The following is a 13,182-nucleotide window of genomic DNA, read 5'->3' as shown; positions in this document are numbered from 1 at the left end:
CGTGGACCTACAGGTAGGTGCGGACCGTTGGTCCGCACGAATCCCCCGCAATCAGCCTTCCAGCTCTTCCCAACGTGCGTACGCGGCATCCAGATCGGCCTGGACCTTGGCCAGTTGCTGGGTATGCGCGGTCACTTCGGCGCTGCTGCGGGTGTAGAACGACGGGTCGTTCATCGCCGCGGTCAGGCCTTCCACGTCGCCTTCCAGCTTCTCGATGGTCTTGGGCAGCTGTTCCAGCTCGCGCGCTTCCTTGTAGGCCAGCTTGCGCTTGGGCGCGGCCGGGGCCGCCGCCGCAGCAGCGGCCGGTGCAGCAGCAGCCGGCTTGACCACCGGCGCCGCCGCAGGCGCGGCCACGCTGGCGGCATAGCGCTGCCAGTCGGTGTAGCCACCCACGTACTCACCGATCACGCCGTCGCCTTCCATCACCAGCGTGGAGGTCACCACGTTGTCGATGAAGTCACGATCGTGGCTGACCAGCAGCAACGTGCCGGTGTAGTCACCCAGCAGCTCTTCCAGCAGCTCCAGGGTTTCCACGTCGAGGTCGTTGGTCGGTTCGTCCATCACCAGCAGGTTGGACGGCTGCGCGAACAGCTTGGCCAGCAGCAGGCGGTTGCGCTCACCACCGGACAGGCGGGTGATCGGCGCGCGCGCACGCTCGGGGGTGAACATGAAGTCCTGCAGGTAGGCATGCACGTGCTTGCGCTTGCCGTTGAACTCGAGGAAATCACGGCCTTCGGCCACGTTCTCGATCGCGCTCCAGTCTTCGCGCAGTACCGCACGGTACTGGTCGAAATAGGCGATCTGCAGGTTGGTGCCGGCGTTGACCTCCCCCTTCTGCGGCTGCAGTTCGCCCAGCAGCAGCTTCAGCAGCGTGGTCTTGCCGCTGCCGTTGGGGCCGATCAGACCGATGCGGTCGCCACGCAGGATGGTGGTGGTGAAGTCGCGGACCATGGTGCGCTCGCCGAAGGCGAACGAAATGTCCTTGACGTCGATGACCTTCTTGCCGGAGCTGACGCCCTGCGCGGCTTCCATCTTGACGTTACCGCTGAGTTCGCGGCGCTGCGAACGCTCGTTGCGCATCGCCTTCAGGCGGCGCACGCGGCCTTCGTCGCGGGTGCGGCGGGCCTTGATGCCCTGCCGGATCCAGACTTCTTCCTGCGCCAGCAGCTTGTCGAAGCGGGCGTTTTCCTGCGCCTGTGCGTTCAGGCGCTCCTCGCGGCGGCGCTCGTAGTTGGCCCAGTCGCCCGGCCAGCTGGTGACCTGGCCGCGGTCGATCTCGACGATGCGGGTGGCCAGCGCGCGCAGGAAGCGGCGGTCATGGGTGACGAACACCACGCTGCCGCTCCAGCCCTTCAGGAAGGCTTCCAGCCAGTCGATGGCCTCGATGTCGAGGTGGTTGGTCGGTTCGTCCAGCAGCAGCACGTCCGGGCTGGACACCAGCGCGCGGGCCAGCAGCACGCGGCGCTTCATGCCGCCGGACAGGCGGCCGAACTCGGCCTCGCCGTCCAGGTCGAGCTTGGTCAGGGTTTCGCTGACGCGCTGGTCCAGGCCCCAGCCGTTGGCGGCGTCGATCTTGGCCTGGACGTTGCCCAGGGCTTCACCGTCGAAGACCTCGGCGTGGCTGAGGTGGTGGAATTCGGCCAGCCACTGGCCCAGTTCGCCCAAGCCATCGGCCACGACGTCGAACACCGAGCCGGCAGCGCCATGCGGCACTTCCTGCTCCAGGCGGGTCACGCGGACGCCCTGCTGCACGCGGACTTCGCCATCATCGGGCTTGTGGTCGCCGGACAGCAGCTTGAGCAGGGTGGATTTGCCGGCGCCGTTGCGGCCGATCAGGGCGATGCGTTCGCCCGGCTCGATCGACAGTTCGGCCTTTTCCAGCAACAACGGGCCGCCGACGCTGAAGTCGACGTTCTGTAGGGTAATCAGAGGCATCCCGCTATTGTACGGGTTGGCGGGCCCGCCGGGCGGCGGCAGCGAATAGCGCCAGGTCAACGTCATCCACGCATGGCGTGGATCTACTGGATCGCGCGTGGTGGATCCGCGCCACGCGTGGATGCGGCCCACCCCCGGTAAATCCACGCCATGCGTGGATGGACCCATCCGTGCGGACCAGCGGTCCGCACCCACCGATGGCGATGCCCGGTAGATCCACGCCATGCGTGGATGAAGGGCCCGCAGCAGGCTCCGGCCCCGCACGCAGGTACAATGTGCCATGACTGACTTTTCGACCCTGCCGCTGAGCCCGGCCCTGCAGCCCGGCCTGGACGCCCTCGGCTACACCACCCTTACGCCGATCCAGGCGCAGAGCCTGCCGGCGATCCTCGATCGCCGCGATGTGATCGCACAGGCGCCGACCGGCAGCGGCAAGACCGCCGCCTTCGGCCTGGGCCTGCTGCAGGCCATCGATCCCAGCCTGATCCGCGTGCAGGCGCTGGTGCTGTGCCCGACCCGCGAACTGGCCGACCAGGTCGCCAAGCAGATCCGCAAGCTGGCCACCGGCATCCCCAACCTGAAGCTGCTGCTGCTGGTCGGTGGCGTGCCGCTGGGCCCGCAGCTGGCCTCGCTGGAAGGCCACGATCCGCACGTGGTGGTCGGCACTCCCGGCCGCGTGCAGGAACTGGCCCGCAAGCGCGCGCTGAACCTGGGCGCGGTGCGCACCCTGGTGCTGGACGAAGCCGACCGCATGCTGGACATGGGCTTTGAAGAGCCGATCCGCGAGATTGCCGGCCGCACCCACAAGGACCGGCAGAGCCTGCTGTTCTCGGCCACCTTCCCTGACAGCATCCGCGAGATCGCCCGCGACCTGCTGCGCGATGCGCTGGAAGTGACCGTGGAAGGCGCCGACCAGGCCCCGGCCATCCGCCACCTGTTCTGCGAAGTGGAACCGGCGCACCGGCAGAAGGCGCTGGCCGGCCTGCTGCTGAAGTACACGCCCGAATCGGCGGTGGTGTTCTGCAACACCCGCAAGGACGTGGACGAGGTCGCCAACTCGCTGCAGCAGTTTGGCTTCTCGGCGCTGGCCCTGCATGGCGACATGGAGCAGCGCGACCGCGAGGAAGTGCTGCTCCGCCTGGCCAACCGCAGCTGCAACGTGCTGGTGGCCAGCGACGTGGCCGCGCGCGGGCTGGACGTGGAAGAGCTGGCGGCGGTGATCAACTACGAGCTGCCCACCGACGTGGAGAGCTACCAGCACCGCGTGGGCCGTACCGGCCGCGCCGGTGCCAGCGGCCTGGCGATCAGCCTGGTGGCCGGTCGCGAGAAGAGCCGCGCCGAGGCCGTCGAAGCCCATCTGGGCCAGCCGCTGGACTGGCAGAAGACGCCGCTGGCGACGTCGCGCCCAGCCGAGCTGCCGCAGGCGGCCATGCGCACCCTGCGTATCGATGGTGGCAAGACCGACAAGCTGCGCCCGGGCGACATCCTCGGCGCGCTGACCGGCGATGCCGGCCTGTCGGGCAAGCACATCGGCAAGATCGCGATCTTCCCGACCCGCTCCTACGTGGCCATCGCCCGTGAGCAGGTCAACAAGGCCGTGGCGAAGCTGGAAGCCGGCAAGATCAAGGGCCGCCGCTTCCGCGTGCGGATGATGTGACGGTCAAGGTCTCCGCCGGGCATGGCCCGGCGCTACCTGCAGGCTGTTGGTAGCGCCGGGCCATGCCCGGCGAAGCAATCAGAACACCAGTTCGGTGTGCAGCGGCAGATCCGCTTCCCAACGGCCGCGGCCACCCAGGCCGTCCAGCTCGACCAGCACGCCGGCGCCGACCACTTCGACACCCAGTCGGCGCACCAGCGACAGCGCGGCACCCAGGGTGCCGCCGGTGGCCAGCACGTCATCGATGATGGCCACGCGCGCGCCGGCCGGCAGCGCGTCGGCGTGCACTTCGATGCAGTCGCTGCGGTATTCCAGGGTGTATTCCTCGCGCAGCACCTTGCCCGGCAGCTTGCCCGGCTTGCGCACCGGCACGAAGCCCACGCCCAGTTCCAGCGCCATGGCGGCGCCCAGGATGAAACCACGCGATTCGATGCCGACGATGGCGTCCAGCTGCTGCCCGCGCCAGCGGTCGGCCATGGCCGTGATCGCGCCGCGGAAGTCTTCGCCGTGGGCGAGCAGCGGCATGATGTCCTTGAACAGGATGCCGGGCTTCGGGAAATCGGCGATATCGCGCAGGCGCGAGGCCCAGGCGGGGACGGCCACGGTGGCGTCGGTCATTGCAGCTACCAGCTTGTATGGCGGCATAGGGTAACCGGTTCGCCCCGGCGCTGCCCGTTCCCGGCACCACCGCGCCGCTGCGTTCCACCCATGGCCCCGCAGCATCACGCCAAAATCGCACAAACGTGCGATAATCGCCCTAACCGGCCATTCACCCCGCCTGCGTCATAAGCAGGCAGACGCCTGCCCGCCGCCATGGCCCGCAGCCGCCCGGGATGCCGACGGCCCCCGCCACGCTTGGCGCGCGCGGGGCTTTCCCGCCTCCGCGCGGGTTTTTCGCAATGAGGTTCATGCAACGTGGACGAGACGACGAAAGTTCCGGCCCTGTGCCGTGTGCTGGTGGTCCTGCTCGGCATCCTGGTGACTCTGTTCGGCCTGGCTCTGCTGGTCGGTGGTGTTCGCCTGGTAATGCTGGGGGGCAGTTGGTATTTCCTGCTGATGGGTGCGGTTTCGGCCGTGGCCGGCGTACTGCTGGTGATGCGCCGGCCGAACGGTGCGCTGCTGTACGGCCTGGCCTTCGTGGCCACGCTGGTGTGGGCGCTGGTGGATGCAGGCTGGGAGTTCTGGCCGCTGGTCTCGCGCTTGGTGATGCCGGCCGTGCTGGCCCTGCTGGTCGCACTGGCCTGGCCGGTACTGCGCCGCAGCCGCGGCCAGGTCGCCGGCCGTGGCGCCTACGGCGTGGCCGCGGTGCTGCTGGTCGGCCTGCTGGGCACGGCCTTCTCCGCCTTCCAGCCGCGTCCGGTGCAGACCGCACAGGGCACGACGCCGCCGGTGGTGCCGGTGGCCAAGGGCGCTGAGCAGCGCGACTGGATGCACTGGGGCAACACCACCGCCGGCACCCGCTTCGCCGCGCTGGACCAGATCACCCCGGCCAACGTGAAGGAACTGCAGGTCGCCTGGACCGCGCACACCGGCGACGTGCCGGAAAGCAACGGCTTCGGTGCCGAGGACCAGAACACCCCGCTGCAGATCGGCGACACCCTGTACCTGTGCACCCCGCACAACCAGGTGATCGCCATCGACGCCGACTCCGGCAAGCAGCGCTGGGCCTTCGATCCCAAGGCCACCGCGCCGAACTGGCAGCGTTGCCGTGGCCTGGGCTACTTCGATGCGACCACTGCACCGGCAGCCGCAACGACGGCTGCACCGGCACCCGCGCCGCAGCCGGCCACCGAGACCGCCAGCGCCGGCCCGGCCCTGTGCGAAAAGCGCATCCTGATGACCTCCATCGATGCGCGCCTGTTCGCGCTGGATGCGAAGACCGGCGCGCTGTGCCCGGACTTCGGCAGCAACGGCGTGGTCGATCTGAAGACCGGCATGGGCGAGATCAAGCCCGGCTTCTACACCCTTACTGCCGCACCGCTGGTGGCCGGTGATCTGATCGTGGTCGGCGGCCGTGTGGCCGACAACATCGAAGTGGGTGAACCGTCCGGCGTGGTGCGTGCCTACAACGTGCGTACCGGCGCGCTGGCCTGGGTCTGGGACCTGTCGAAGGAAACCCCGGATGTGCCGCTGGATCCGTCGATCCACTACACGCGCGCCACGCCGAACGTGTGGACCTCGATGGCCTACGACCCGCAGCTGGGCCTGGTCTACCTGCCCACCGGCAACACCACGCCGGACCAGTGGGCCGGCGAGCGCACCCCGCAGGATGACAAGTACAGCTCGGCCGTGGTCGCGCTGGACGTCGCCACCGGCAAGGAGCGCTGGGTCTACCAGACCGTGCACCACGATCTGTGGGATTACGATCTGCCGGCGCAGCCGACCCTGACCGACGTGCCCGACGGCAAGGGCGGCACCCTGCCGGCCCTGCTGCAGATCACCAAGGCCGGGCAGATCTTCATGCTCAACCGCCAGACCGGCGTGCCGATCAGCGAAGTGCGCAACATCCCGGCGCCGCAGGGCAATGCCGAAGGCGAACGCTATGCCGCGACCCAGCCGCTGTCGGTGGGCCTGCCGCAGATCGGCGCGCAGACGCTGACCGAGTCGGACATGTGGGGTGCGACCCCGATCGACCAGATGCTGTGCCGCATCCAGTTCAAGCAGTTCCGCTACGACGGCATGTACACGCCGCCGGGCGAAGACCTCGCGCTGCAGTGGCCGGGTTCGTTGGGTGGCATGAACTGGGGCAGCGCCTCGGTCGACCCGACCACCGGCTACCTGTTCGTCAATGACATGCGCCTGGGCCTGTGGACCAAGCTGATCCCGCGTGCGCAGATGACCAGCGGCGCCGGTGGCGTTGAAATGGGTGCGGCCTCGCAGACCGGTACGCCGTACGGCTCGCTGCGCGACCGCTTCCTGTCCAAGCTGGGCATCCCCTGCCAGAAGCCGCCGTTCGGCACGATGTCGGCGATCAACCTGGCCACCCGCCAGCTGGTCTGGCAGGTGCCGGTGGGCACGGTGAAGGACACCGGCCCGATGGGCATCAAGATGGGCCTGCCGATTCCGATCGGCATGCCGACCCTGGGCGGTTCGCTGTCCACGCAGTCGGGCCTGCTGTTCTTCGCCGGTACGCAGGACTACTACCTGCGCGCCTACGACAGCCGCACCGGTGAGGAAGTGTGGAAGGCCCGCATGCCGGTCGGCAGCCAGGGCACGCCGATGACCTACGTCTCGCCGAAAACCGGTCGCCAGTACGTGGTGATTTCCGCCGGTGGCGCACGCCAGTCGCCGGACCGTGGCGACTACGTGATCGCCTACGCGCTGCCCGAGCGCAAGTAAGCCGTGCCACGCGGTGCAGCCTGCATGGCTGCGCCGCGTGGGTACCGGTTGCCGGTTCCAGCGCTTACCATGCAAGGTCGAACCTGATGAAAGCTGCTGCCATGCCTGCCGTTCCTCCCAGCCGCCGCCCCAAGCGCCCGCCTGCGCCACCGCAGGATCGTGGCCTGGCCCATGAGCTGATGCAGCAGATCCAGGACAACCAGGGCGACCCGGATTTCATGACCTCGCTCGGCCGCGGCCTGGCTGTACTGAGCGTGTTCTCGCAGCACCCGCGCGAAGTGACGATGTCGCAGATCAGCACCGATACGGGCATCTCGCGCGCAGCGGTACGGCGCGTGCTGTACACGCTGGAAAAGTTGGGTTACGTCGGCGAACAGGGCCGTGGCTTCGTGCTGCTGCCGCGCGTGCTGGGCATGGGCGGCGCCTATGTCGCCTCGTCGTCGATGACGGCGGCGGCGCAACCGGTGCTGGATGCCCTGCGCGATGACGTGCACGAATCCTGCTCGCTGGGCGTGCTCGACGGCGATGACATACTGTACGTGGCGCGCGCGGAAACCGTGCGCATCATGTCGATCGGCCTGCGGGCGGGCAGCCGCCTGCCGGCGTACTGCACCTCGATGGGCCGCGTGCTGCTGTCGGCGCTGCCGCGCGACACGCTGGAAGGCTATCTGGAACGCAATCCGCTGCGGCCGCGCACCGAACGCACGGTCACCCGCATGGACGATTTCCTCGACCTGCTGGAAAAGGTGCGCCGCGAAGGCGTCTCGCTGGTCGACCAGGAACTGGAGATCGGCCTGCGCTCGATCGCCGTGCCGGTGCATTCGCGCAGCGGCGAGGTGGTGGCCGCGCTGAACATCGGCACCCAGGCGGGCCGCATCGGCCTGGGCGTGATGCAGACCCAGCTGCTGCCGCGCCTGCGCGAGGCGGCGCAGCGCTTGGGCATGTTGTTGAATTGACGCAAAGCCGCCGGGCACGGCCCGGCGCTACCGGGGCCGCGCGGTGGTAGCGCCGGGCCATGCCCGGCGGATTCCGTATCAGCGCTCCGAAGCCTGCTCTTCCAGGATCGGCTTGGCCAGCGCGAACGCGTGATTGGCCGCCGGCACGCCGCAGTAGATCGCCGCCTGCAGCAGCACTTCCTTGATCTCCTCCGGCGTCACCCCGTTGTTGCGGGCGGCGCGGATGTGCAGCTTGAATTCCTCGTCATGGCCCAGCGCCACCATCATCACGATGGTCAGCAGCGAGCGCGTGTGCCGCGGCAGTCCCTCGCGGGTCCACACCGTGCCCCATGCCGTGCGGGTGATGAAATCCTGGAATTCAGTCGTGAATTCCGTGCGCGCCTGCAGCGAGCGGTCGACATGCGCCTCGCCCAGCACCTGGCGGCGCACCGCAAGGCCGGCTTCGTAGCGTTCCTGTTCGTCCATCGTCGTCATCCTGTTGAGTGATTCAGTGCGGCGCGGAAAGATGCGCGGCCAGTGCGTCAGTGAACGCCTGCGGCGATTCCAGGTTGCAGATGTGGCGGCCTGCTACAGCGGCATAACGCCCCTGCGCCACGCCCTCGGCGATCGCCTGCAGCTCGGCCGGCACGCAGACCGGATCGTCATCACCGGCAATGGCCAGCAGCGGCACGCCGATCCGGCCCAGCACATCACGGAAGTCGGCCGTGCCCACCGCGTTGCAACAACCGGCGTAGCCTTCGACGCTGGTGGCCAGGAAGCGCTGCAGGATGTCTTCCACCTGGCTGGCATGGGTCTGTGCGAAGCCGGCGGTGAACCAGCGCTCACGGGTGCCATCCACCAGCGGCAGCAGGCCATCGTGCTGGACCTGGGCGATGCGCGCCTGCCAGCCGTCCAGCGTGCCGATCTTCGCTGCGGTGGCGGCCACGGTGAGCGTACGCAGGCGGCTGCCGGCATGCACGCCCAGCCACTGCCCGGTCAGGCCGCCGATTGACAGGCCGCAGAAGTGGCTGCGCTCGATGCCGAGGTGATCCCACAGGGCCAGCACGTCGGCGCCCAGCTCGGCCACGGTGTACAGGCCCGGCGGCGCACTGGAATGGCCATGGCCGCGACGGTCATAGCGCAGGATGCGGTACTGCGAGGCCAGCGCATCCACCTGCGGCTGCCACATGCCCAGGTCGGTACCGAGCGAGTTGCAGAAGGTCAGCCACGGGCCATCGGCGCGGCCTTCGGTCTGGTAATGCAGGCGATGCTGCGGAAGGTCGAGGAAGGGCATGGGGGCTCCAGCGTTGAACGTAGGGATTAGCCGCGCGCGAGCACGCGGTCGATCCAGGTATCGGCCATGCCGCGCCAGCTGTCGGCGGCGAACAGGGCATCCAGTTGTGCGGGCGAAAGCTGCGCGGTGACCTCCGGCGTCTGCGCCAGCACCTCGCGCAGATGCAGCGACTGCGCCAGTGCCTGCTTGGCCGCCTGTTCCACCAGCGCATGCGCGGCCGGCTTGCCGATGCGCTCGCCCAGGGTGACCGCCAAGGCTTCGGCATAGAGCAGGCCACCATGGCTGTCCAGATGGTGGCGCATGCGCTCGCGGTCCAGCTGCAGGCCCTGCACCACCACGGTCACCTGGGCCAGGCTGCCGGCGCACAGGCGCACGATCTCCGGCACCGTGTCCCACTCGGCATGCCACTGCCCGGCCGCGCGCTCGTGCGGCTGCGGCATGGCAGCGAACAGCGTCGACAGCAGGCCAGGCACGCGCGTGGCCGCGGCAATGGCGGCCACGCAGCCGACCGGGTTGCGCTTGTGCGGCATCGCCGAGGAACCGCCCTTGCCCTCGCCCGCCGGCTCGAACGCTTCCGCCACCTCGGACTGCATCAGCAGCACGATGTCGGTGGCGATCTTGCCCAGGCTGCCTGTCAGCAGCGCGAACACGCTGCCGAACTCGGCGATGCGGTCACGCGCGGTGTGCCAGGGCAGCGCCGGCAACGGCAGCTGCAGCTCGGCGGCCAGGGCTTCGGCCACGTCCAGCCCGCGCGTCTGCAGCGAGGCCAGCGTACCGGCGGCACCGCCGAACTGCAGGACCAGGGTGTCTTCGGCCAGCGCATCGAGGCGCCGCTGGCTGCGCTGCAGCGCATCGAGCCAACCGGCGGCCTTCAGGCCGAAGGTGACCGGCACCGCCTGCTGCAGCAGCGTGCGCCCGGGCAGGCCGGTGCCGCGCTCGGCCTCGGCCAGCCGCGCCAGCGCGGTACACAGCAGTTGCAGGCGCGCCTGCACGTGGCTGACCGCCGCGCGCAGCTGCAGCATCGCGCCGCTGTCGATGATGTCCTGACTGGTCGCGCCCCAGTGCACCCAGCGCGCAGCTTCGGCGTCGCTCGCTTTGACCTGTGCGGTGAGTGCCTTGACCAGTGGAATGGCCGGATTCCCAGCCAGTGCGGTCGCCGCCGACAACGCGGGAATCGCATACAGATCGGCGCTGCACGCCGCTTCGATCGGGGCCAGCGCAGCGGCGGGGATCACCCCGCACTGCACCTGCGCGCGCGCCAGGGCGCGTTCGACATCCAGCATCGCCTGCAGGCGTGCTTCATCACTGAACACGGCGTCGACGGCGGGGTCGCCGAACAGACCGCCCAGCAGCGTTGGGGAGTGGCTCATCGGTGCAGTCCATCCTGGGTGGCCACAGCTTACCCGCGCCCGCTGCACGCGGGCGTGGAGTGGCCGGAAGGCGCGTTGGCCGCGCCGCGATCAGTAAGCGAAGAACACGGTCTCGTCCGGGCCCTGCATGCGCACGTTCCAGTGGTACAGGCCCTTGCCCTGCGCCTGTGCGACCAGGGTGTGGCGGCGCTCGGCGGGCACCAGCGCGAGGATGCCATCCTCGCCGTTGCCGGCTTCATCACTGAAGTAGATGCGGCCACGGGTGGCCTGCAGCAGGCCGCGCATGAATACCAGCACCACCAGGTGCGGTGCCTGCGGCTCGCCACGCAGGCCCGGCACGCGGCCCGGCTTGACGGTGGTGAAGGCGAAGCGGCCCTGGTCGTCGGTGGGCACACGGCCCCAGCCATCGAAGGCCGGATCGTGGTCATCACGGCGCGGGTCTTCGCCATGGGCGTAGATGCCCTGCGCGTCGGCCTGCCAGATTTCCAGCACGGCATCGGACACCGGCGTGCCATTGCCATCGAATACCTGGCCCTGCACTTCGATGCGCTCGCCCTGCGCGGTGGCCGGGGCGATCTCGGTGCGGTACAGCGGTTCCAGGCCCAGGCGGTAGTACGGGCCCACGGTCTGCCACGGAGTGGATTGGAAACTCATGGTCTTACTCCCAGACGGTCATCTTGCGACCGCGCAGCACGATGTCGAAGCGGTAGCCGAGCGCGAATTCGTTGGCGGTGTTTTCCCAGTCGAACGAGGACACCATGCGCTCGCGCGCCTTGGCGTCGTCCACGCAGTTATAGATCGGGTCGAACGCCAGCAGCGGGTCGTTGGGGAAGTACATCTGCGTGACCAGGCGCTGGCCGATGCCATCGCCATGCAGCGAGAAATGGATGTGCGCCGGGCGCCAGGCGTTGTAGTGGTTGCGCCACGGGTACGCGCCCGGCTTGATGGTGGTGAACCGGTAGCGGCCTTCGCTGTCGGTCAGCACCTGGCCGGTGCCCTTGAAGTTCGGGTCCAGCGGCGCATCGTGCTGGTCGCCCTTGTGCAGGTAGCGGCCGGCGGCGTTGCACTGCCAGACCTCGACCACGGTGTTGCGCACCGGGCGGCCGTTCTCGTCCAGCACGCGGCCGCTGACGATGATGCGCTCGCCCTGCGGCTGGCCGGGGAAACCGGCGGTCAGGTCTGCGGCATGCTCACCCAGGGTGATGCGGTTGATGCTCGGGCCGGTCACTTCCGAGAGCGTCACCGGGATGGCGATCGGGTCGGTACCCGGGCCACGCAGCGCGGTGGAGGCATACGGCAGATGGATGCGCGGCGGCTGGCTGCCGGGGTACGGCTTGCGGTAGCCGCGCAGTTCGGTGGGATCGCTCATGGCGTACTCCTGTTGGCGAGCGGCCCGAAGGCCGCGGCTGTCTTGCAGATCATGGATACGGGGGAAGGCTTACACGCGCTCGATGGCCAGCGCCACGCCCTGCCCCACGCCGATGCACATCGTCGCCAGGCCGCGGCGGCCGCCACTGGCCTCCAGCTGGCGCAGCAGGGTCAGCGCCAGGCGCGCGCCACTCATGCCCAGCGGGTGGCCCAGGGCGATGGCGCCGCCGTTGGGGTTCACGTGCGCGGCATCGTCGGCCAGGCCGAGCTGGCGCATGCAGGCCAGGCCCTGCGAGGCGAACGCTTCATTCAGTTCGATGGCATCGAAATCGGTGATGGTCAGGCCCAGCCGCGCCATCAGCTTCTGGCTGGCCGGCACCGGGCCCATGCCCATGATCGCCGGCTCGACGCCGGCGCCGGCAAAGCCGAGGATGCGCGCGCGCGGGGTCAGCCCCAGCGCCTTCACCTGCTCGCCCGAAGCGAGCAGCAATGCGGCGGCACCGTCGTTGATGCCCGAGGCGTTGCCCGCGGTGACCGTGCCCGGCTGGCGGAACAGCGGCTTCAGCTTGGCAAGCGCCTCGGCGGTGGTATCGCCGCGCGGATGTTCATCGCGGTCGACGGTCACGGTCTCGCCGCGCTTGCGGCCTGGCACGTCCACCGCCACGATCTCGCCGTCGAAGAAACCGCGCGCCTGCGCGGCGGCGGTGCGCTGCTGGCTGCGCAGGGCGAATGCATCCTGGTCCTCGCGGCTGATGCCGTAGCGCTCGGCCACGTTCTCGGCGGTCTGGCCCATGGTCTCCACGCCGTGCAGTTCGCGCAGGCGCGGGTTGATGAAGCGCCAGCCCATGGTGGTGTCTTCGATCTGCTGGTCGCGTGCGAACGGCGAAGTCGCCTTGCCCATCACGAACGGCGCGCGCGACATCGATTCAACGCCACCGGCAATGGCCAGGCCGAGTTCGCCGGCGGCGATGCCACGGGCCACGGTGCCGATCGCATCCAGGCCGGAACCACACAGGCGATTGATCGTGCTGCCCGGCACCGTCACCGGCAGGCCGGCCAGCAGCAGGCTCATGCGGGCGACGTTGCGGTTGTCTTCGCCGGCCTGGTTGGCACAGCCCAGGTAGACATCCTCGACCAGCGCCGGATCCAGCTGCGGGTGGTGCGCCAGCAGCGCCTTCAGCGGAATCGCGCCGAGGTCGTCGGCGCGCACGCCGGACAGCGCGCCGCCGTAACGGCCGATCGGGGTGCGGATGCCATCAACGATATAGGTTTCGTGCAGGCTCA

At 69.1% G+C, this 13,182-nt stretch carries 11 protein-coding genes; 3 read left to right on the top strand and 8 right to left on the bottom strand.

Translation table 11 applies throughout. From position 1 onward, the window contains the following. Positions 1-51: 51 nt before the first annotated feature. Positions 52-1,935 carry an ATP-binding cassette domain-containing protein gene (locus C1925_RS09165; protein WP_108770659.1) on the bottom strand — a complete coding sequence of 628 codons (1,884 nt, stop codon included), beginning with the start codon at positions 1,933-1,935 and terminating at the stop codon, positions 52-54. A 280-nt stretch (positions 1,936-2,215) separates the two neighbouring features. Here C1925_RS09165 and dbpA point away from each other — a divergent pair, with 280 nt between their 5' ends. Continuing rightward, positions 2,216-3,592, top strand: coding sequence for an ATP-dependent RNA helicase DbpA (gene dbpA / locus C1925_RS09160; protein WP_108768604.1), 1,377 nt, complete (start codon positions 2,216-2,218; stop codon positions 3,590-3,592). Between the two features lie 78 nt (positions 3,593-3,670). Here the strand turns inward: dbpA and C1925_RS09155 are convergent, their stop codons facing one another. Beyond that, entirely contained in the window at positions 3,671-4,210 is a 540-nt protein-coding gene (locus C1925_RS09155; protein ID WP_108768603.1) for an adenine phosphoribosyltransferase, read from the bottom strand. A gap of 297 nt (positions 4,211-4,507) precedes the next feature. Between C1925_RS09155 and C1925_RS09150 the strand changes: the two genes are divergently transcribed. Then, entirely contained in the window at positions 4,508-6,931 is a 2,424-nt protein-coding gene (locus tag C1925_RS09150; RefSeq protein WP_108768602.1) for a membrane-bound PQQ-dependent dehydrogenase, glucose/quinate/shikimate family, read from the top strand. Positions 6,932-7,032: 101 nt separating this feature from the next. Beyond that, positions 7,033-7,887: an IclR family transcriptional regulator C-terminal domain-containing protein gene (locus C1925_RS09145; RefSeq protein ID WP_108768601.1), complete on the top strand. Its 855-nt coding sequence runs from the start codon at positions 7,033-7,035 to the stop codon at positions 7,885-7,887. Positions 7,888-7,965: 78 nt separating this feature from the next. Here C1925_RS09145 and pcaC read toward each other — a convergent pair whose 3' ends face one another. The 6 genes from pcaC to pcaF form a co-directional block, all read right to left on the bottom strand. Then, a complete protein-coding gene (pcaC, locus tag C1925_RS09140; protein WP_108768600.1) occupies positions 7,966-8,352 on the bottom strand; it encodes a 4-carboxymuconolactone decarboxylase in 387 nt (128 codons plus the stop codon). Between the two features lie 22 nt (positions 8,353-8,374). After that, positions 8,375-9,160: a 3-oxoadipate enol-lactonase gene (pcaD, locus tag C1925_RS09135; protein ID WP_108768599.1), complete on the bottom strand. Its 786-nt coding sequence runs from the start codon at positions 9,158-9,160 to the stop codon at positions 8,375-8,377. Between the two features lie 26 nt (positions 9,161-9,186). Then, positions 9,187-10,530, bottom strand: coding sequence for a 3-carboxy-cis,cis-muconate cycloisomerase (locus C1925_RS09130; protein ID WP_108768598.1), 1,344 nt, complete (start codon positions 10,528-10,530; stop codon positions 9,187-9,189). A 90-nt stretch (positions 10,531-10,620) separates the two neighbouring features. Then, a complete protein-coding gene (pcaG, locus tag C1925_RS09125) occupies positions 10,621-11,184 on the bottom strand; it encodes a protocatechuate 3,4-dioxygenase subunit alpha (protein ID WP_108768597.1) in 564 nt (187 codons plus the stop codon). 4 nt (positions 11,185-11,188) lie between these two features. Next, entirely contained in the window at positions 11,189-11,899 is a 711-nt protein-coding gene (gene pcaH / locus C1925_RS09120) for a protocatechuate 3,4-dioxygenase subunit beta (protein WP_079221590.1), read from the bottom strand. A gap of 69 nt (positions 11,900-11,968) precedes the next feature. Beyond that, on the bottom strand, positions 11,969-13,177 hold the full coding sequence (gene pcaF, locus C1925_RS09115; RefSeq protein ID WP_108770658.1) for a 3-oxoadipyl-CoA thiolase: 1,209 nt from the start codon (positions 13,175-13,177) through the stop codon (positions 11,969-11,971). Between the last annotated feature and the right edge of the window lie 5 nt (positions 13,178-13,182).

The sequence above is a fragment of the Stenotrophomonas sp. SAU14A_NAIMI4_5 genome, assembly GCF_003086795.1.
In the GTDB taxonomy this organism is placed as follows: domain Bacteria; phylum Pseudomonadota; class Gammaproteobacteria; order Xanthomonadales; family Xanthomonadaceae; genus Stenotrophomonas.
The sequence above is the reverse complement of the archived record's forward strand: the minus strand, read 5'-3'. Positions and strand labels throughout refer to the sequence as shown.

What these genes read in the sequence shown, in the direction of transcription:
- pcaD (WP_108768599.1), bottom strand. Translation starts at nt 9,160, where the DNA reads ATGCCCTTCCTCGACCTTCCGCAGCATCGCCTGCATTACCAGACCGAA.
- pcaG (WP_108768597.1), bottom strand. Translation starts at nt 11,184, where the DNA reads ATGAGTTTCCAATCCACTCCGTGGCAGACCGTGGGCCCGTACTACCGC.
- C1925_RS09165 (WP_108770659.1), bottom strand. Translation starts at nt 1,935, where the DNA reads ATGCCTCTGATTACCCTACAGAACGTCGACTTCAGCGTCGGCGGCCCG.
- pcaC (WP_108768600.1), bottom strand. Translation starts at nt 8,352, where the DNA reads ATGGACGAACAGGAACGCTACGAAGCCGGCCTTGCGGTGCGCCGCCAG.
- C1925_RS09145 (WP_108768601.1), top strand. Translation starts at nt 7,033, where the DNA reads ATGCCTGCCGTTCCTCCCAGCCGCCGCCCCAAGCGCCCGCCTGCGCCA.
- dbpA (WP_108768604.1), top strand. Translation starts at nt 2,216, where the DNA reads ATGACTGACTTTTCGACCCTGCCGCTGAGCCCGGCCCTGCAGCCCGGC.
- C1925_RS09130 (WP_108768598.1), bottom strand. Translation starts at nt 10,530, where the DNA reads ATGAGCCACTCCCCAACGCTGCTGGGCGGTCTGTTCGGCGACCCCGCC.
- pcaH (WP_079221590.1), bottom strand. Translation starts at nt 11,899, where the DNA reads ATGAGCGATCCCACCGAACTGCGCGGCTACCGCAAGCCGTACCCCGGC.
- C1925_RS09155 (WP_108768603.1), bottom strand. Translation starts at nt 4,210, where the DNA reads ATGACCGACGCCACCGTGGCCGTCCCCGCCTGGGCCTCGCGCCTGCGC.